At 41.6% G+C, this 18,104-nt stretch carries 22 protein-coding genes; 12 read left to right on the top strand and 10 right to left on the bottom strand.

Annotated elements, in window-relative coordinates; all coding sequences use genetic code 11:
* Together SU86_RS04040 and SU86_RS04035 are read left to right on the top strand one after the other, a co-directional pair.
* Nucleotides 1-1,776, top strand: coding sequence for an SDR family oxidoreductase (locus SU86_RS04040; RefSeq protein WP_048187678.1), 1,776 nt, complete (start codon nucleotides 1-3; stop codon nucleotides 1,774-1,776).
* Nucleotides 1,777-2,223 (top strand): hotdog family protein, encoded by a 447-nt coding sequence (locus SU86_RS04035; protein WP_048187677.1) that lies wholly within the window; start codon nucleotides 1,777-1,779, stop codon nucleotides 2,221-2,223.
* Here SU86_RS04035 and SU86_RS09895 read toward each other — a convergent pair whose 3' ends face one another.
* The 5 genes from SU86_RS09895 to SU86_RS04015 are packed head-to-tail and all read right to left on the bottom strand — an operon-like array spanning nucleotide 2,224 to nucleotide 5,341.
* Nucleotides 2,224-2,376, bottom strand: a complete 153-nt coding sequence (locus tag SU86_RS09895) for a hypothetical protein (RefSeq protein WP_177318917.1) — start codon at nucleotides 2,374-2,376, stop codon at nucleotides 2,224-2,226.
* A gap of 34 nt (nucleotides 2,377-2,410) precedes the next feature.
* Nucleotides 2,411-3,163, bottom strand: coding sequence for a sulfite exporter TauE/SafE family protein (locus tag SU86_RS04030; protein WP_048187676.1), 753 nt, complete (start codon nucleotides 3,161-3,163; stop codon nucleotides 2,411-2,413).
* A 37-nt stretch (nucleotides 3,164-3,200) separates the two neighbouring features.
* The gene (locus tag SU86_RS04025) at nucleotides 3,201-4,103 is read right to left on the bottom strand and encodes a sensor histidine kinase (RefSeq protein WP_052755482.1); all 903 of its coding nucleotides are present in this window, start codon (nucleotides 4,101-4,103) and stop codon (nucleotides 3,201-3,203) included.
* A gap of 57 nt (nucleotides 4,104-4,160) precedes the next feature.
* The gene (locus SU86_RS04020) at nucleotides 4,161-4,799 is read right to left on the bottom strand and encodes a hypothetical protein (protein WP_052755480.1); all 639 of its coding nucleotides are present in this window, start codon (nucleotides 4,797-4,799) and stop codon (nucleotides 4,161-4,163) included.
* Nucleotides 4,800-4,846: 47 nt separating this feature from the next.
* A complete protein-coding gene (locus SU86_RS04015) occupies nucleotides 4,847-5,341 on the bottom strand; it encodes a DUF192 domain-containing protein (protein ID WP_048187675.1) in 495 nt (164 codons plus the stop codon).
* 91 nt (nucleotides 5,342-5,432) lie between these two features.
* Here SU86_RS04015 and SU86_RS04010 point away from each other — a divergent pair, with 91 nt between their 5' ends.
* Complete coding sequence (locus tag SU86_RS04010) at nucleotides 5,433-5,894, top strand: metal-dependent transcriptional regulator (protein ID WP_048187674.1); 462 nt, start codon at nucleotides 5,433-5,435, stop codon at nucleotides 5,892-5,894.
* Here SU86_RS04010 and SU86_RS04005 read toward each other — a convergent pair.
* On the bottom strand, nucleotides 5,881-7,710 hold the full coding sequence (locus tag SU86_RS04005) for a PINc/VapC family ATPase (RefSeq protein ID WP_048187673.1): 1,830 nt from the start codon (nucleotides 7,708-7,710) through the stop codon (nucleotides 5,881-5,883). The two genes, SU86_RS04010 and SU86_RS04005, sit on opposite strands and share 14 nt — an antisense overlap.
* A gap of 81 nt (nucleotides 7,711-7,791) precedes the next feature.
* On the opposite strand from SU86_RS04005, the gene SU86_RS04000 reads away from it, so the two are divergent.
* Nucleotides 7,792-8,703: a TackOD1 domain-containing metal-binding protein gene (locus SU86_RS04000; RefSeq protein WP_158507472.1), complete on the top strand. Its 912-nt coding sequence runs from the start codon at nucleotides 7,792-7,794 to the stop codon at nucleotides 8,701-8,703.
* Here the strand turns inward: SU86_RS04000 and SU86_RS03995 are convergent, their stop codons facing one another.
* Both SU86_RS03995 and SU86_RS09355 read right to left on the bottom strand, forming a co-directional pair.
* Complete coding sequence (locus tag SU86_RS03995; protein WP_048187670.1) at nucleotides 8,704-9,063, bottom strand: response regulator; 360 nt, start codon at nucleotides 9,061-9,063, stop codon at nucleotides 8,704-8,706.
* Between the two features lie 35 nt (nucleotides 9,064-9,098).
* Nucleotides 9,099-9,458 carry an Hpt domain-containing protein gene (locus SU86_RS09355; protein WP_052755477.1) on the bottom strand — a complete coding sequence of 120 codons (360 nt, stop codon included), beginning with the start codon at nucleotides 9,456-9,458 and terminating at the stop codon, nucleotides 9,099-9,101.
* Between the two features lie 59 nt (nucleotides 9,459-9,517).
* Between SU86_RS09355 and SU86_RS03985 the strand changes: the two genes are divergently transcribed.
* The 5 genes from SU86_RS03985 (at nucleotide 9,518) to SU86_RS03970 (ending at nucleotide 14,079) form a co-directional block, all read left to right on the top strand.
* On the top strand, nucleotides 9,518-11,383 hold the full coding sequence (locus SU86_RS03985; protein ID WP_048187668.1) for a sensor histidine kinase: 1,866 nt from the start codon (nucleotides 9,518-9,520) through the stop codon (nucleotides 11,381-11,383).
* Nucleotides 11,384-11,454: 71 nt separating this feature from the next.
* A complete protein-coding gene (locus tag SU86_RS10090) occupies nucleotides 11,455-11,586 on the top strand; it encodes a hypothetical protein (RefSeq protein ID WP_256363753.1) in 132 nt (43 codons plus the stop codon).
* 24 nt (nucleotides 11,587-11,610) lie between these two features.
* On the top strand, nucleotides 11,611-12,993 hold the full coding sequence (locus SU86_RS03980; protein ID WP_048187666.1) for a TldD/PmbA family protein: 1,383 nt from the start codon (nucleotides 11,611-11,613) through the stop codon (nucleotides 12,991-12,993).
* Entirely contained in the window at nucleotides 12,990-13,535 is a 546-nt protein-coding gene (locus SU86_RS03975) for a uracil-DNA glycosylase (protein ID WP_048187664.1), read from the top strand. Before SU86_RS03980 ends, SU86_RS03975 begins: the two co-directional genes overlap by 4 nt.
* On the top strand, nucleotides 13,528-14,079 hold the full coding sequence (locus SU86_RS03970; RefSeq protein WP_048187662.1) for a DNA-3-methyladenine glycosylase: 552 nt from the start codon (nucleotides 13,528-13,530) through the stop codon (nucleotides 14,077-14,079). The genes SU86_RS03975 and SU86_RS03970 overlap by 8 nt, the downstream gene beginning before the upstream one ends.
* Here the strand turns inward: SU86_RS03970 and SU86_RS03965 are convergent.
* On the bottom strand, nucleotides 14,076-14,705 hold the full coding sequence (locus SU86_RS03965) for a YqaA family protein (protein WP_048187660.1): 630 nt from the start codon (nucleotides 14,703-14,705) through the stop codon (nucleotides 14,076-14,078). The genes SU86_RS03970 and SU86_RS03965 overlap by 4 nt on opposite strands.
* Before the next feature lie 79 nt (nucleotides 14,706-14,784).
* Here SU86_RS03965 and SU86_RS03960 point away from each other — a divergent pair, with 79 nt between their 5' ends.
* Nucleotides 14,785-15,159: a DUF6659 family protein gene (locus tag SU86_RS03960; protein ID WP_048187658.1), complete on the top strand. Its 375-nt coding sequence runs from the start codon at nucleotides 14,785-14,787 to the stop codon at nucleotides 15,157-15,159.
* On the opposite strand, the gene SU86_RS03955 is transcribed toward SU86_RS03960, so the two are convergent.
* Entirely contained in the window at nucleotides 15,150-16,085 is a 936-nt protein-coding gene (locus tag SU86_RS03955; protein WP_048187656.1) for an ABC transporter ATP-binding protein, read from the bottom strand. The two genes, SU86_RS03960 and SU86_RS03955, sit on opposite strands and share 10 nt — an antisense overlap.
* A 59-nt stretch (nucleotides 16,086-16,144) precedes the next feature.
* Here SU86_RS03955 and SU86_RS03950 point away from each other — a divergent pair, with 59 nt between their 5' ends.
* Both SU86_RS03950 and aspS read left to right on the top strand, forming a co-directional pair.
* The gene (locus SU86_RS03950) at nucleotides 16,145-16,657 is read left to right on the top strand and encodes a transcription elongation factor NusA (RefSeq protein ID WP_048187654.1); all 513 of its coding nucleotides are present in this window, start codon (nucleotides 16,145-16,147) and stop codon (nucleotides 16,655-16,657) included.
* Entirely contained in the window at nucleotides 16,654-17,934 is a 1,281-nt protein-coding gene (gene aspS / locus SU86_RS03945) for an aspartate--tRNA(Asn) ligase (protein WP_048187653.1), read from the top strand. Before SU86_RS03950 ends, aspS begins: the two co-directional genes overlap by 4 nt.
* The last annotated feature ends 170 nt before the right edge of the window (nucleotides 17,935-18,104 follow it).

The following is an 18,104-nucleotide window of genomic DNA, read 5'->3' as shown; positions in this document are numbered from 1 at the left end:
ATGTTAAAATTTCAAAATAAAGTCATTCTAGTTACTGGTAGTGGAACCGGAATAGGACAGACGGTTGCTAAACTCTTTGCCGAAAATGGTGCAAGCATAATCATTTTGGGCAGAAGAAAGGAGCCATTAGAGGACACTAAAAAAATCCTAGATGAGATAATTAATCGAGTAAAAAGTAATGCCAAAGTTTGGCTATTTCCGGGAGTTGATGTTAGTGACGAACTCGGAGTATCACAAATGTATGATAGTCTGCAAAAGGATGGAGTCTTTGTAGATGTTGTGGTGAATAATGCAGGTGTTTCAGGACCGGTTACATGTTTTCCAAACTCACCACTAGACGAATTCAAGAGTGCCGTTGGCATACACCTGACTGGCACATTTTGGACATCGGTTCAGGCACTAAAGGTGATGAGACCTGGTGCAAAAATAATTACAATTTCGACATTTTTTACAGAGGAAAAGCCATACGAGCAAAGACCGTATCGATTCCGCAGCCCATATACTGCAGCTCAAGGCGCAAAGAACAGATTAGCAGAGTCAATGTCTTGGGAATTGGTAGAAAAAGGAATAGTATCAATTGCAACAAATCCAGGCCCAGTACACTCGGACAGGATTTACAAGACTGTTTATCCAAAGGCAGCAGCCGAATTTTTGCGAGTTAGTGGATTTGAGGATCTCTCGCCATCCGAAGTTGAAATCGCAAACAAAGACATTGTGGGATTACTAGGCGAAGACGAAAAGACCACCAAGGATGGAATTGCAAAAGCAGCTGATGCAGTACTCAAAGTCAAAGGCGGAGACGCCCAAAAAATTGCACAAACCCTGACAAAACTCTTGGCAAAAATTCAAGAGATTGCCGAAAAGGTCCAAAAAAACACATCATTCATGATTGCAGATAGACAGTTCTTATCACAAACCCAAGTGGCACAAACAGTACTCACACTGGCAGACGACGACATTGCAAAGATACTAAACGGCAAAATAATTCCAGGAGACAGGGTATTTTATCCAGTCAAACCACACATTGCAACCAACACACCAACAACGCAACCAAGCTTTGCAGCCGAAGTTGTCGTTTTTGCAATAGATGCTACTGACAAACAAGACTCTGATAGGGCTGAATTTTTGGCGCAACATGTTGAGAAAAATGGCGGAAAAGCAGTGTGCTTTATCTCAAAAGAGACACCCAAAGAACTCCAGGAATCCATCAGCTCAAAATTCCACAGTCATGTGATTAATTTCAAAAGCCAAGAAGAAGTTCAAAGATGGCTAAACACTGCAAAGACAGTCGGAAAACTATCCACCCTGGTGTACCTCACAGGTAAAGTACCATCAGATCTAAAGATAATCAACCTAAGCAGAAAAGACTGGGATGATCTGGTTGACAAATTCATAAACACTCCTGCAACTGTAATCCAAACTGCACTAGAGACATTTGTTCCAGGTGGCAAGAAAGACCCGCGTCTATACAAAGGTGCAAAGGCCACCATAGTTACAATAGGCCCAGATGTTCCATCAGGCCCCAAAGTATCCGGAGCCGACAGGGCGCGAGTTGAGGTTTTTAGAGGGGCTCTTAGACCATTTGCAACTACAGTAAACCAGGAGCTAAGCGATGTGTTAAAGTCCAACGTCAGGGCATTTCTGGTCTTGCCTGGAAGCATAGACGGTAAGGACTCGGATAATGCCAAAATAGCAAATGCACTCAACTACTTTGTCACAGACGGGTCCAGAAGATCATCAGAAGTAACATTCTGTGTTGATGAAACACGAGATTAGATGAAAAAGTTCTCTGATCTCAAAGTAGGGGATGAGTATTTTTCTACATGCACCTTTTCCAAAAAAGAGCAGGAATCATACCTGGCGTTTTCCAGAATAAAGAACACCATTTTTGATGACGATGAATACAGTACGATAGTGTCTGGCCGTGCAATCATATCAAGGATGGAGGGCGAATTTACTCGACTCAGCCAGATTTATGGCAATATGATCATCCTGTATGGAATGGATGGCGACCCAAACTGGGAGAACAGAAACACACGGTTCCTAAAGCCATTACATGTGGATGAAATCCTGAAAATAAAATACAACATTTCAGATAAAAAAGAATTAGACGACGAATTTGGCATGATTACAGTAGATTTTGAGGGCAAAAAAGAAAACGGCGAGGCAGTAGTTATTGCAAAAAAGAACCTATACCGAATAAAAAAAGAGCCGCCAAGATAGTTATTCTGGAACAGATGTTGTCTCTAGCTTGCCGTCCTTGATTCTAATGTGCAAAAATCTGTTATCTTGGAATACAAGTGTGATTCCACCGTCTTTGTCAGGATCCTGAATAGATACTAGTTCCTGCATTCGAATTCCATCGAATTTTACCATACTGAGGCATTTACAATACCAGATTATATCCTTATCAAATTCCCATGGAATCCAGAATTAGTTTTATTGCAGCAATCAAAATCACTGCAACGATTAGCAGTCTTAGACGGTTTTCTTTTATTTCCAGTGAAAGCCTTGCGCCAAGCAACCCTCCCGCAAATGCTCCAATTGACAATAACAAGGCATACTCAAAGTCCGCGTGTCCCAGTAGGGTATGAGTTATCATGCCAGATGCCGATGAGAACATTAGGATTAGCTGCGAGGTTGCAGTTGCGTTTTTGACTAGCAAGCCCAGCCCGATCATCATCAATGGTACAAATATTATTCCGCCGCCAATTCCAAAAAAGCTCGACAAGATTCCTGCAAAAAAACTGATCACCGATGATGCAACTAGCATTTTTTTGGATAGATTACCTTGCTTTGTGTCCAAGTTCTTTTTTATGAATAGATAGTAACACGATGCAATCAGAACCACAGCAAACAAGATCTTGAACAGATCCGGCGTTGCCTGAGCGGAAATGACTGCGCCAAGTATGGTTCCAGGAATCGACATCAATCCGAGTCGCAATCCTGTCTTGTAGTCAACTCGCTTTTGTTTTGAATATGATACTGTAGATGCCACTGAATTGCTAAAGGCTGCAAATAGACTACTACTGGATGATATTGTATGTGGCACGCCAAGAAATGTCAATACTGGAACCACTACTATTCCTCCACCAAGTCCAATGATTGAGCCAATCACGCCGGCAACAAATCCAAGCGGAATTAGCCACAAGCTTTCAAACATTTTTGCTATAAGACCAGTTTGGCTATTGAATCTTGTCCTAGAGAAGGATTAGCTTTTTTGGTAAAACAATGGTAAATGTTGTTGGGTTATTTGATACAGTGATGGTGCCCTGATGTTGCTGGATTATCATTTTTACTGCAGGCAATCCAAGGCCTGTTCCGCGAGATTTTGTGGTAAAGAGAGGCTCAAAGATTTTATCAATAACCTCGTTTTTTATTCCAGGTCCCGAATCCTGAACCAGAATAGTAACATCATCTTGCGACTCTTCAAATCGAATGATCACATTGCCACAGTTGTCCATTGCTTGAATCGAATTCATTATGAGATTTGTAAACACTGCCTGAATCTTTTCTCCATCGCATGACAAAGAAACATCATTTGTTGGCCTTTGTATTGTGATTTGATCTGGAATGATGATTTCCTCGATTGCAGACTCTAAAATTGCAGATGCTGAGAACTCGTTGCGATTAAGTGGTGAGCGTCTCACAAAATTTAGAACATCATCTAATTGGAACACCAGTCTTGATGAGGCATTATCAATTGAGGTGAATAATCGTAAAAGATCATCTGGAATGGATTTTGAATGTTTTAGTTTGACTACTTCTATGGTGTTTTTTATTATCGCCAAAGGATTACGCATGTCATGTGCAAGTCTTGCAGACATTTCTCCTATGGCAGATAGTCGTTCTGCTTTGAATAATTCCGACTGAAAATGGCTCAGCTCGCTGATTTTCTTTGTCATCTCATCCAATAACCAGTCACGTTGTTCTTTGATCTCATCGAATTTTGCAAGTTTTCTCTCAAAAGATACAATCATTCGCTGTTGAGTCAGTGTTTTTTGGAGTAGGACTTGTTTTTCTTGCTCTAGTTTTTTGATTTTGTTTGGTGCGGTATCCGAGCTAGTGTCCTGCAGATCAAATGCAGCCTCTAATTCCCCCAAGCCTTTGTTCCTAGGAATAAATCAATAATAACGGACTGTTTGTTCGGAACAGACAAACTAGTTGTATATAAAAAACTGCCACAGAAAACCATTCTCGTTTTGGCTTAGCTCCATTTGCATGGTTTTTCCATCTAAAATTAGTTCATTGGACTTGCTATGGGGTTTGTTACCACTTTGATGGAATTGTTGCAGGCCATCAACCCACTGACCGATATTATCTAGGCCTCCCGGCTTTTGCTGCTCCCAACAATCACATACAGTGGATCTTACTGTTGCATCAAATATTGTTTTGACAGAATCGAGTTGCCCCATGGTCTGATTTACTTGAACTAGTGCTAGTGTGATTTTTGGCTCATCCGGGCTTCCAACCATGTGGATGTTTCCAAGAAATGTGTCATTGATGTCTTTGAGCTCAGTGGATGTGCAGTATTGCACTAGATCCTGTTTTGCAGGATCGGTGAAAAATGAGCAATACTTTTGCAGATCATCTTGCTTGCTTAGCTTAATTGGGGACGACATTTGGATTTGTTGAGATTCAAGTTTTTCTTTGATCAATCCATTTAATGTGAGATATGTTGAAGTGTGTTCTTTTTGTTCAATTGGGGGCTCTGCTGGGACGAAATCAGACACAAATACTGCAATTCCAATCAACATGACAATTGCTGTACCAATTACGATTGGAATTACTTTGTTCATAGATTTTTGTAAAAATCAGACTACTACAGATAAGCCTTTCCAGATAATCACACTGATATCAATTCTAGTTTGGAGTCTTGTGTTATGTTATATTTATCAACAAACCCTGCAGTCACCTCTAGTACATATTTTGCTGCAGTGTCATTACCATTTGTAAAAGTGCACCCCACGGTTTCAAGTGCGGACTTGCAGGGCTGAGTGTCCTTTTCTATGTGCAAAACGTTTCCGTCGGCATCAATCCAGAGCACATCTAGTGAGAACTGCATGTTTAGCATCCACATTGAGCGGACTCCTTCTTCCTCAAAGACAAACAACATCCCTTGATCATATGGAAGTTTTTCTTGGAACATCAGGCCCCTTGTTTGGAGTGGTTTTGTGTCAGCAATTTGGACCTGAAGCGTAACATCATCAATCTTTACGATTCCCCGTGGGAATTCGGATTGCTCCAGTTTGATATCCTTTGGAAGTGATAGCATGCCGACCACGCCGATTATTGCCGCAGCTATAATGATTGGAATTAATACTTGGGCTCGAGTTGCCACAAAATTACAAAACCATACAGGTCATTAAAAACCAATTATCCAAATCAGTCTTAGACTAGAATATAAGACACGCATTGTTTAGGAAACCAATTTGAAGAAAAAGAGCGAGATACGATTAGAATCAATCAAAGCGGCACACAAGTCCTCCAAATCAGACCTATCCAGAATGGAAGACTATTTGGAGGTCATATCAGAACTAGTAGAGCTCAAAGGATATGCCACAACGCTGGACATTTCAAGATACATGAATGTGAGTGCACCAAGTGTTACCAAGATGCTCAAAAGACTAGACGAAAACGGCTACCTAAAATACGAAAAATACCATGGCATCAATCTCACTCCAAAAGGAAATAGCGTTGCAGACGCTGTTCGACAAAAGCACGGAATTTTGCTCGAGTTCTTTGAGATACTTGGAATAGAGCATGACACCGCAAACCAGGACGCAGAGGGAATTGAGCATCACCTAAACCCAAAAACAATAAAGCAGCTGCGAAAATTCATTGCATATCTGAAATCAAACCAAAAGCTTCTTGATGGTTTTAAAAATCCTTGATCGTTATCTCAATATCGCTCTTTGATGAGGCCAGTCTTGATAGCGCTTTTCCTTCATCTGATCGTTTAGATATTTTGATCTTGCCGTGCCTTGCAACCCGTGCCGTAGCAACATACCTATCATTTACGTAGATTTCTGCCAGGGCTCCATTGTAACGCTTGTCTACATCAAACATCAAAGAATTAGTTGACTCGGAAAAATCAAAGCGCACACCGCCAGAGCGTTCATGTGACTCGTGTGATTCGGATTCTTTTTCCACTACATCAATATGCACGTGTAGGATTTTTTCAAGCTCACTGATAGTAGAGCCTCCTTTTCCTATCAATGATGGTATGGAATCCTTTTTGACCATTACCTTGACGCTATTGTCCGATAGAATCTCGATTTTGGGGTTTGGATCAAAGCGCCTCATTGTTTCTCGAATTTTTTCCGCGGCTAGCTTGTGAACGCCAGACTGGGTTTCAGACTCATTTACTGGAACAATTACATTTTCCTCACCAAAGGTATAGATTTCATATTCTAACAATCCGGATTCAAAATCCGAGATCTCAATTACAGGTCTTGCCAAGTCCTGCTCTACCATTCCAGATGGGACCTTGACTTTGAGCTCAAGATCATAGATTTTTGAGACCATGCCATTTTTGACAAATACAACGGTATCAATCACACTCGGTATCATACCAAGTTCTATTTTTCCAATGAATCTCTGCACTGCATCAAGTGGCATGTTTGCATGTACCACACCCACCATGCCCACCCCTGCCAATCTCAAATCTGCAAATATCCTAAAATCTTCCTGTCGTCGAACCTCATCAAATATTGTATAGTCTGGCCTTACCAATAGTAAAATGTCTGCCGAATTTTCAAAGCTTCCCTCCAGTTTTGTGTATTGGGTGATTCCCGTATCAACTTGCAAATCCCTTGGCGACTCGAATGTCTTGACAATGTTTCCCTTGGCTGCATAAAAATTTGCAATGCTTGACGCTAGCGTACTTTTGCCAGAGCCAGGAGAGCCAGATATTATTATTCCATCTGCCTGCTCGGATAGTCTGGTCATTAGTTTCTCAGACAGGCCATACTGATCTAGTGACATCTTTGTGATTGGGTGCACTATAGTTATTTCATGGGATTCGGAAAATGGCGGCCTGGTTATGGCTATGCGATAATCGGCATACTGTATGACAAGTGCGCCAGATTTGGAGATCTCTATTGTTCCGGCATTTGATACCTTGCTTGCCTCAAGAATTTGCGTGCTGATTAGCTCCAAATATTCATCAGACAGTGCAGCATCTTCGAGTTTTACCAGCTCAAATGCGCCTGGCTTGCCACGCTTTGCAAGTGGTGGATTATTCTCTTTTAGGTGAACACTCATTGTGGTATGATCAAAGAATCTCAAAAACTCGAGATTTTGCGGTAAAAAATTTTCTGATTTTTGGTACACTACCAAGACACCTTCTGCCTCTGCAGTTAGGCCTTGGACATAATCTGCAGTATACAATGTGGCATTGTTCTGCTTTGCCACGTCTTTTATGATGGCATCAATTCTCCCATGCTTTGCTAGCTTAATGTCCTCAAGATTTGGCCTCTGCCCGATGAACTGTACCGAGATATTGTTTTGCTGGCATAGTTTTTGTATTTTTTTTATCTCCTCCAGCCCAACGAATCCTTGCTCTCGCCCTTGTGATGCCTGGGACTGTAACTCATCCAATGCTGCCACTGGAATTATCAGGTCAATGTTTTGTAACGATTTTGATTCGATTTGTTTTGTTATATAGCCGCTAATTATCACGCTGGTATCTGCTACTGCCTTTGACATGAATTACAAAGTCGTTTTCGCACTATTAACCATAACTAAAGCAAACCAAACTTTTCATACTCGATGCAAAAACATCAAACATTGTCAAGCATTGAAGAAAAAGATGTACTGATAATAGAAGACAGTCCGGCAGTGGGCATTTTGCTCAAGGAATTTCTAAACAAGCTTGGACTCAAAAGAATTCACCACTGTCAAAATGGCAAAACCGGAATAGAATCATTTAAGGAACTAGTTGAGGCAGGTAAGGTCCCACTTGTGTTTTTGGATTACAATCTGCCAGACATGACAGGGTATTCAATCATGACTCAAATGCTTACTCTGCGTCCAGATGTCAAAGTCATAATTGAGACAGCCAGGGAAAAAAGCGAGGACTCGATCAAAGACGTGATTGCCCAAGGTGCATACCAATATCTCCCAAAACCAATCAGACTAGAGAACATCAGACAGATAATTGAGACACTGAAAACCGAGGAAACTCAAGGACTGGATGAGAACTCGGAGCAAATGCTTGAGAACCTAATGACGAACTCTACTCAGATTTCCCTATTAAGAATACAACAGCAACTAGGCAAGGAAGAATTAGAGATCATACCACAAATAAAACGACTCGTATCAAACAAAAAAGCAATACAAATTGACGACATAAAGGAAATCGCATGTCCTAGGTGCAGCTCAGTTAGAGTGGCCCAGACATTTCATTGCCCAAAGTGCAAGGGAACGAATTTCAAGCAGGAAAAAATAATAGAGCACTATAAATGCGGAAATGTCACATCTGCGGCATCATATATTGAGGACAAGTGTCCAAAATGCCACCAAGACATCAAGGTCTTTGGTGTGGATTATAGAGTACAAGAAAACATGTACACCTGCAATGACTGCGCTGAGGTCTTTGGTGAGATTCTTTTGGATTATCTGTGCCTTAGATGTAATGATAAATTCAAGTTGGAAAACGCCAAACTGCTAACCAGTAAGGGATTTAGCTGGCTAAAATAATTATTTTGTAACATCGTTGATTAATTTCAAGACATAATCAAAGTCAAACGGCTTTGAGATGAATGATTTTGCACCATATTGAAGACACTCATTTATTACATTTTGATTATCGCTTGCGGTGATTAGGATGATTTTTGCATTTGGGTGCTTTCCAATCACTTCTTTGACTACCGTTAGTCCATCCTTTTTTGGCATTGCAAGATCCAACAACAGAACATCTGGGTTTACCTGTGAGAACATTTCAACTGCTTCTGCTCCGTTTTGTGCCTCGGCAACGATTTCATGCCCTCCAATACCAAGTATGTCTTGTAGTACCAATCGGATTGCATCTGAATCATCTGCTATCATCACTCGTGCCATATCAACACCTCAAATGTCATAACTTAAGAGAATTTCTATAATAGATCCTTGTGAGATTGCGTGATTTCTAAGTACAGTATATCGTAATTTGTTAGATTTCCATCAATTGCACTTTTCATGAATCCATATGATTGGGTAAGAGTGTGATGAGTTCCAGGGATTGTCTTTCCAGACAAAACGACTTTGAGAAGTTTATCAAGCAGTGTTGCTATATTTCCTATTTGTTCTTGGCCCATCATTGGTGCTAGTCCCTTTATTTTGTGGATGTGTTTTTCTATGTCTGATGCATGTTTTGTAATGTCTGCATCATTGGAACAGTGATTTAGCAGATTACCAATCTCGGCAATATCTTGGCTAACCTCCTCTTTTGCTATGCGTAAGAATTCTTCTGACAACTACTAACAATAATTTGATCGTGGTTTTTATACCATATCAGGAACTAGAATAGCTAAAAATGAAGATTATCAGCAAGACGTACCTTCTTGTCGGGGTTTTGATAGGAGTTGCGTTCTTTAATCTCTTTGTTCTGTATAACACCCAGATATCAACTACAAACGAGTCATATTCCATTATTCGCGCGGGAGACCTCAAGACCAAAGTAGAGACAATCGCAGGCCTTGCAGGATCAATTGCAAATGGAAAGGAGACGGACAGGCCTCAGCTAGAAAAAGAGATCAGTGAATTCGATGCCGTGTTGTCTACGCTGAAAAATGGCGGTACAATTCGAGGACAAGTAGTAGCTGCAATACCAAACAGTGTACTATCAGACTATGAGAATGTGAACAAAATCTGGAGTTCATACAGAACGGATGCGCTGGAGATCCAAACAACATCAATTTACAACAAGGATGTGGTCAATGCAGTGAACTATGTTTTGGAAAAAAACACCGAGCTTATCCTGACTGCGGATGCACTTACACGCGATTTGGAGATATTGAGCAGGGACTATAATCGACACCAAGAGATTGCGCTTGAATTACGAGAGACAGCAAAGACAATAGGGCAAAATGCATTACTAGTGTCGCTTGGCCAGGAAGATGAGGCAAAGCAAAGCCTGCACAAATCCAGAACTACATTTGATGCTGGAATGAGAAAACTATTGCAATTACCATTGGACGGCCTGGACTTGAGTGGCACAAACATCAAACCAGAAAATCTTGTACCAATACCTAGAGAAAACTCACAATCACTTGATGAGTTGGATTTACTATGGGAGGCAGTTGGACTGCGAGTCAAGACAATAGAGACAAAATCATTATACTCCAATGAACTGGACAATCCAGTTTCACGAATAAACAGCCAAAGACAATCCCTGATAGATTCGATTGATGTAATGCTCGACATGTGGAATACGGACAGACTTGAACAGCGAGACCAAGGACAGATAATCACACTGGTAGTAATTGGAGTAGATATCGCCATATTTGTTATCGTACTATATACGATCAGAAGATCACTAAGCCCGCTGCAAAAGATCACAGGTGCGCTGTCTCGTGTCAGAGAGGGAACATATGGTGAGAAAATCGAATATTCTGCCAAAGACGAAATTGGTGAGCTTGCATCTAGCTTCAACACAATGTCAGAGACAATTCACCTAAAGGAAGAAGAGGCAAAAAAGATGGACACTGCAAAAGACGAGTTCCTTGCCATGATCACGCACGAGCTCAAAACGCCACTAGTTCCAATCCGAGGGTATGCGGACATTTTGCTCAGCGGGCATTTAGGAGACATGACAGAAAAGCAAAAGGAACGAGTATCCATCATAAAGTCAAGCGCCGCGTCATTGTTGCAGTTGATCTCAGACTTGCTTGATGTACAAAAACTAGAGCTAGGCCAGCTAAAGATGAAAAAAGAGGACACCGACATTCGCGATACCGTAACAAAATCAATTCAAACACTACAGCCGCAGGCGGAGGAAGAGAAAATTTCCATAATAAATGAAATTGGCACAAGCATCATACCGCATGATTCTGATAGAATAATCCAAGTTTTAACAAATTTAATAAAAAATAGCCTCAAGGCAGTAAAACCAGAGACTGGGATCATCCGACTATCATCTGAGGAAACTCGGGATGAGCTGAAAATATCAGTGAGTGATAATGGATCAGGCATACCATACGAAAGACAAGATAAGTTGTTTACAAAATTCTACCAAGCAGATGCATCATTAACCCGGGAAAAAGGCGGCAGTGGGCTTGGTTTGTCAATCTGCAAGGGGATCATAGAGGCTCATGGTGGAAAAATTAGCCTGCTGAGCGCTCCAAATTCTGGAACCACTGTGACATTTTCATTACCCTTAGGGCACAAGACCGCAGTATGACCAAAACATAGCAGAATAATCAAAAACTTTCAACACTCCACAAAATAACCAAAAACCCAAAACCAAAACACATGGACAAGAACACCGAGTTCTATTCTGTTTGTAATGAGTATTTCATGGCGTTGCGCAAAAAAGGCAAAAACGACTATACCTTTGAGGATGAATACTATTACACAATGCCAATAATCTCAGGCAACAATTAACAACTGGCATATTGTAAAAAAATCATGTTTGATGGGCAAAAAGCAATTAGAATTGCTCAAAAACATGGCGCCGCATATTGTGACATAAGAATTGAAAATATAACAAAAAATGGAATCACAATAGAAAACGGCATCATAGAGCAATCCACTATCATTCAGGATAGTGGAATTGGAATCAGGGTTTTGTATGATGGGGCTTGGGGGTTTTTCTCTACTAGTCATAGTGATAAAATTGAGGACGGCATCATATCAGCAATAAAGGCTGCAAAATCCATTCAGAAAAAGGCCAAGATAGCATTATCCGATATTTCAGTTCAGCAAAAAACAATCAACTATCCAATACAAAAAGAAATTGATGTTTCTGAGATGACCAAGATATCCCAGGATTTAGATAAAACAATACGGCAAAATCCCAAAATATCAAAAAGTTTGGTTTCTGGAATAATTACTCTGACTGGGAAATATTTTGAGAGTAGTGAAGGCGCCAAGATAACACAAAACTATACTGACAGCACAATAGACATGGTTGCAACCGCCCATCAGTATGGTATGACTCAATCCATCAACATTACTGAAGGCGGGCGTGGGGGATTGGAAAAGCTAGCCAATGTCTTTGATGTGGCAAGTGAAATCTCTGATAATACCGCATCATTATTGGATGCAAAGCAGCCAAAAGAGGAAAAAGCAGCACTTGTGATGAATCCAGACTTTGTGGCATTATTGACTCATGAAATACTAGGCCATCCATCGGAAGCAGACAGGGTGTTGGGAAAAGAAATGGCCTGGGCGGGCGGAGCATGGTGGGCAGGAATGCTTGGACAAAAGGTAGGCTCACAATCGCTAAACGTAATTGATGATCCCACCATTCCAGGCAGTCTTGGTTGGTACGAGTTTGATGATGAGGGAGTTAAATCGCAAAAGAAAAAACTGGTCGAAGATGGAATTCTAGTCAACCACATGCATAGCAGAGAGACTGCCAGTATGTTTGGAGTAGAGCCAAATTCCAGCATGAGGGCAACATCATACGGGTTCATGCCACTAATCAGAATGGCATGCACATGCATTGAGGCAGGCAACTGGGATCCTCAGGAGATCATCAAAGACACAAAACATGGATACTATATCTCAAACATGAAGGTGCCATCAATTGACATGAAACGCCACAACTGGAGCATCTCTGCTCAATATGCACACAAAATAGAAAATGGTGAAATTGGCGAATTACTTCGCGATGTCATTATTGTTGGCACAGCGCCAGAGTTTTTCTCATCAATTGATGCATGTGGCAATGATTTTACGGTCAGGCCAATCACAAACTGTGGCAAAGGAGACCCAATGCAACAAATGAAGATGGGAAACGGCGGCCCTACCATTAGAGGGGTGGCAACCATACGGGGAATATCATGACCATAGAAGACATACGGGAATCAGTGAAAACATGTACAAAGTGTGAATTATGCAAGACTCGTACCAATGCAGTGCCAGGCAAAGGCAACCCAAATGCCAAGATAATCTTTATTGGCGAGGCGCCGGGCAGAACCGAAGACATGCAGGGTGAGCCATTTGTTGGCTCGGCTGGAAAGAAACTATCCGATGCGCTGGCAAAAAATGGCATTGCACGAGACTCCATATACATTACAAATGTGGTAAAGTGCCGTCCCCCAAACAACCGCGTCCCAACAGAGTCAGAACGAGAATCATGCCATCAATACTTAGAGGCGGAAATCAATACCATCAAGCCAGAGATAATCTGTATTTTGGGAAACACTGCCAGCAATTCTGTTTTGGGCCAAGGTGAAATTACAAAACATCGGGGAAAAATAATAGAAAAAGATGGCAAGAAATTCTTTTTGACGTTTCATCCTGCCGCAATAATATACAATCAGGAACTGGCCGCAACATTTGAAAAAGACATTGCAACTCTTGCAAAACTAGCAAGTCATGGATAGACTAGACAGAGGGTTTTATTTGCAGGATACAGTCAAGGTTGCGCGCCAATTACTGGGAAAGACACTAGTGCGGAAAATAGGTAAAACCACCATATCTGGAATAATTACGGAAACTGAGGCATACAGACAATCAGATGATCCTGCAAGCCATGCACACCATACAATCACTCCAAGAAACCAGGCAATGTTTGGAAAGGTTGGCTGTGCCTATGTGTATTTCACATATGGAATGTATCACTGCATGAATGTTGTTGCAAGAAACAAAAACTATTCTGCTGGTGCGGTTTTGATTCGAGCGATTAAACCCCAAGACGGCATCGATATAATGATGAAAAACAGGAAAAGCAAAGACCTGGCAAATCTGGCAAATGGTCCTGCAAAACTTGCCATTGCGCTAGACATAACAAAAAAACAATACGGTGAGGACTTGATAGAATCTGATTCCCTATACATCACAGAGGGAATCAAAGTATCAAAGATACGCTCAGCCCCAAGAATTGGAATCAAAGTGGGGCTGGACAAAAAATGGAATTTCAGTGTCTAGTCGTCGTCTTTTTGTATAGTCCAGGGGGCAAACCTGCCCAAGAGTCGCTCCCAGTTTAGGCGCAACACCAAAAACACAGAGCCCACCATTATTGCCACAAATGCGGCAAATCCAACATAAATCACGGTCGGATCTTTAATGTCCTCCAAGAACGGATCTACATAGTTCATTCCAAAATAATGCGCAATCAGCACTATCACATAGCACAGAATTATCTTGCCTACCAAGGTGGCAATGAAAAATCTGACTGGGTTATACTTTGCCAGCCCCAATGGAACATAAATCAGATCATCCGGAATTGGAGTAGCTGCTGCCACAAATGCGGCCGCTGCGCCATATCGCTTTACTAGTCTCTCAAATGGTTTCATTCTGGCTCGAGTCTTTTCGTTGATTATTCGCCTTCCCTCATATGATATTAGAAATATGATCTGCTTTGCTACCGTAGATGTGATTGCCGCAATTAGCGCCAAATAGTGAATGTTGAATTTCTCGCCTGCCGACATGGTAGCCAAAAAGATGAATGAAGGCAATGGAACAAACGGAATCAGTGAGCCAAAAAAGCTGACCAAGGCCAACCCGACATAACCTATTTCATCAGCAAATGGAAAGATTACAGATAAATCCAATAGAATTCGGAATGGTCGATGATTATTAAGCCATTATAGAGGGCGATATTAAAATACGGTAATTACACAATCAAGGAAAATGGCAAAAAAAGAGCTCGAGGTAATCTGTGATAGAATAACTGGAATCAGCCCATACATTAGATTTGTTGGAATAATTAATTCAGATGGTAATCTTTTGGCCTACAAAAGGCGCGACAAGCTAGCACCATTGTTGGACTCGACTGCTACAAAAAACCAGTTCTCCCACATTGCAATCAAAACAGACATGGAGAGCAAGTTCGATAAAGCACTGGGAAAGATCCAGTTTGCGTGGGAGGAGCGCGAAAAGGTACAAACCATATCATTTACGATAAAAAAATACCGGGTCTGGGTATCAATTGACAGAAAGGTCATTCGATCCGAGGTATTGCGAATTATCGATTCGTGCTTTCCTATTGTGAAGAGTTATTCATAGAGCCAGCACTGCACATAGCCCGAGTCGGTTTTAGTTAGAATCGGGTCTTGCTTGCATTTATCCATGACATCCTTGCATCTGTCTGCGAATTGGCAGCCGGGCTTTGGGTTTTGAAGGCTAGGTGGGCTGCCAGGTATGTATTGTGGCTTTTTGGTGTCGTGTAATCTAGGGATTGACTGGATTAGCGCCTTTGTGTATGGGTGTTTTGGGTTTTGAAGGATTTGGTGTGATGCTCCAAACTCTACCATTTGTCCTGCATACATGATTCCTATTTTTTCACAAATCTCTGATATTACCGCCAGATCATGTGATATTACAACAAAAGAGACTCCTTGTTTTTTTAGTGACTTGAAGAGGTTCAGAATTTGTGATTGTATTAGGACATCCAGTGCGGTTGTTGGCTCATCGGCAATGACTAGCTTTGGGTGCAATAGTAAGGCCATTGCAATTATAACTCGCTGCTTCATTCCACCAGAAAGCTCGTGAGGATATTTTTTTAGGACCGATTCATCCAGTCCAACTTCGGATAATGCGGATTTCATCAGGGCTTGGTGATTATCTTGGGATTTGTGCTGCTTTAGAACATCGGAAAATTGCTGAGATATTGTATAAACTGGGTCCAGTGAGTTCATGGCACCTTGGAAGATCATTGCAATTTTCTTCCACCTATATTGCGAGTCAAACTCGGAATTTGGCAAATCCAAAATAGAAACGCCATCCAGGAGGATTTTGCCGGATTGTATCACGCCTCCTGGAATGGTCCTAATTATTGATAGGCCTAGCGTGCTTTTGCCGCATGCTGATTCGCCCACCACACCCACAGATTCGCCATCATCAATAGAAAACGAGACGTTTTGCACTGCTCGGACTGGTCCTTTGTCGGAATGATATATCGTGTTTAGATCTTGTACGGACAGAAAACTCATGGATCTAATAATTTGGATCAGGGGCAACATTTAACTTTGTTTTATTTTGATTCGATACATTGCAAGTCCCAATCTGTACATTTGATGCAAAAAATTCCGTTCTTTGTCCCCAGTGTGAATCAAAGCTAGAGTCAGGACAGCTGACCAAAGCAGACGTTGATGCGTCAATGAAGCTTGCCAAGCTTGCCAAAACAATTCCAGAAATCGACAAGTTTTCGCTAAATTCATGCCGCCAAATCGGCCTCAATAATATAATGTACCTGTCCAAATCAGACATCGAGTCCACCAGAAAAAGCCGTACCCTATACAGAGCATTGTCTGGCGAGTTCTCTGGCAAACTCTGGTTAGTAGAATCAGAGGCATCGGATAGAAAATTCATCGAGGACTTGTTCTTTCCAGCCAAATTATTATCGATTAATGCTGTATGGGCACCAGGCGGGCTGCAAAAGACAAAGGCCATAATATCCGGCAAATACACCAGTAGATTCCCAATAGATGTAATCCAGGTAGCAAAGATTGTAAAAGAGCTGCGCCAGCTGGATTTGGTAATAGAGTTTGAGGAAAAGAAATGAAGTTCAAAAAAACCCATGACATTGACCAGATTTCAATATCACTAGAAGGAAAGCAAGTAGTAATTGGCGGCTGGGTAGAAGACCTGCGCAAACTGGGCAAAATGTCATTTTTGACTGTGCGTGATGTTACCGGTCTTGCCCAAATTATAGTCAAAGACATTGCACTGCCTGAAGATCTGACGCGCCAGACAGTGATCATGGTGCAGGGAGTGGTCCAAGGAACCAAGGCGCGTGACTTTGCATATGAGATCAAAGCCGAGGCAATTGACATTTTGACCAAGGCGGTCCATCCATTGCCAATTGACCCAATCGGCAGACTGGAATCAAACATTGATAATCGACTAAATTCTCGTGCGCTGGATTTGCGCAACCAGCGAGTGGCTGCCATTTTCAAGATTCGCTCTACTGTGTTGGCATCATTGCGCAAGACATTTTTGGAAAAACGATTCATCGAAATCACAACACCAAAAATAATTGGCAGTGCAAGCGAGGGTGGTGCAAACCTGTTCTCGCTGGAATATTTTGGCAAAAAAGCATACTTGGCACAATCACCACAACTATACAAAGAGCAAATGACTATTGGTCTTGAGCGAGTCTTTGAGATAGCATCGTTTTATCGCGCAGAAAAATCCCACACTGGTCGTCATTTATCTGAATTTACATCAATAGACTTGGAAGCCGCATTTATGGACTATACCGATGTGATACAAATCCTAGAGGACTTGGTGGTCCAAGTGTTCAAAGATGTGATTGCAAACTGCCAGACAGAGCTTGCCATATTGGAGCGAAAACTAGAAGTTCCAAAAACACCGTTTGATAGAATAACATATTCGCAGATAATATCAGAATTATCACAAAAGGGAATTGACCTAAAATTTGGCGATGACTTGATGGACTCGCACTTAAAACTAGTCGGCGAGTCACATCCGGGGCTTTTCTTTTTGCTTGATTGGCCCATGAGTCTCAAGCCATTTTACATCCATCCAAGGGACGATGACCCAAAAATTTCTCGCTCATTTGATCTGCAATATGGGTATCTGGAATTATCATCAGGTGGCAGAAGGCTGCACGATCCTAGTACTCTCAAGGCACGAATTGCAGAACAAGGATTGGACCCTGCATCATTTGAGGACCACCTTCGTGCATTTGATTGGGGCATGCCGCCTCACTCTGGTTGGGGAATGGGCCTTGACAGACTGATGACAGTAATCATTGGTACTGATAATGTGCGCGAAGTTGTTCTGTATCCTCGAGACCCAGAGCGACTTTCACCATAGTCAAATTCATTAGTTCAATTCTTTGAACTAGAGAGGTTTCATCCTTTTATACCAATTTCACAACAAGAGAGCATGAACAGACACGGTTCCAGAAGGCCAAACTGCCCAAAAGCAGAACCCCAAGAGTTTGTAAGTCATTCAAACGGCACTATGTTTTATCTGTGCAAGAA

Origin of the sequence: Candidatus Nitrosotenuis cloacae (assembly GCF_000955905.1) — an archaeon.
Classification (GTDB): domain Archaea; phylum Thermoproteota; class Nitrososphaeria; order Nitrososphaerales; family Nitrosopumilaceae; genus Nitrosotenuis; species Nitrosotenuis cloacae.
The sequence above is the reverse complement of the archived record's forward strand: the minus strand, read 5'-3'. Positions and strand labels throughout refer to the sequence as shown.

Coding starts and splice junctions, on each gene's coding strand:
- SU86_RS03995 (WP_048187670.1), bottom strand. CDS start 9,063: ATGGCACGAGTGATGATAGCAGATGATTCAGATGCAATCCGATTGGTA.
- SU86_RS04040 (WP_048187678.1), top strand. CDS start 1: ATGTTAAAATTTCAAAATAAAGTCATTCTAGTTACTGGTAGTGGAACC.
- SU86_RS03980 (WP_048187666.1), top strand. CDS start 11,611: ATGTTTGATGGGCAAAAAGCAATTAGAATTGCTCAAAAACATGGCGCC.
- SU86_RS03985 (WP_048187668.1), top strand. CDS start 9,518: ATGAAGATTATCAGCAAGACGTACCTTCTTGTCGGGGTTTTGATAGGA.
- SU86_RS04005 (WP_048187673.1), bottom strand. CDS start 7,710: ATGTCAAAGGCAGTAGCAGATACCAGCGTGATAATTAGCGGCTATATA.
- SU86_RS04030 (WP_048187676.1), bottom strand. CDS start 3,163: ATGTTTGAAAGCTTGTGGCTAATTCCGCTTGGATTTGTTGCCGGCGTG.
- SU86_RS03955 (WP_048187656.1), bottom strand. CDS start 16,085: ATGAGTTTTCTGTCCGTACAAGATCTAAACACGATATATCATTCCGAC.
- SU86_RS04035 (WP_048187677.1), top strand. CDS start 1,777: ATGAAAAAGTTCTCTGATCTCAAAGTAGGGGATGAGTATTTTTCTACA.
- SU86_RS03960 (WP_048187658.1), top strand. CDS start 14,785: ATGGCAAAAAAAGAGCTCGAGGTAATCTGTGATAGAATAACTGGAATC.
- SU86_RS03975 (WP_048187664.1), top strand. CDS start 12,990: ATGACCATAGAAGACATACGGGAATCAGTGAAAACATGTACAAAGTGT.
- SU86_RS10090 (WP_256363753.1), top strand. CDS start 11,455: ATGGACAAGAACACCGAGTTCTATTCTGTTTGTAATGAGTATTTCATG.
- aspS (WP_048187653.1), top strand. CDS start 16,654: ATGAAGTTCAAAAAAACCCATGACATTGACCAGATTTCAATATCACTA.
- SU86_RS09895 (WP_177318917.1), bottom strand. CDS start 2,376: ATGGTAAAATTCGATGGAATTCGAATGCAGGAACTAGTATCTATTCAG.
- SU86_RS03970 (WP_048187662.1), top strand. CDS start 13,528: ATGGATAGACTAGACAGAGGGTTTTATTTGCAGGATACAGTCAAGGTT.
- SU86_RS04020 (WP_052755480.1), bottom strand. CDS start 4,799: ATGAACAAAGTAATTCCAATCGTAATTGGTACAGCAATTGTCATGTTG.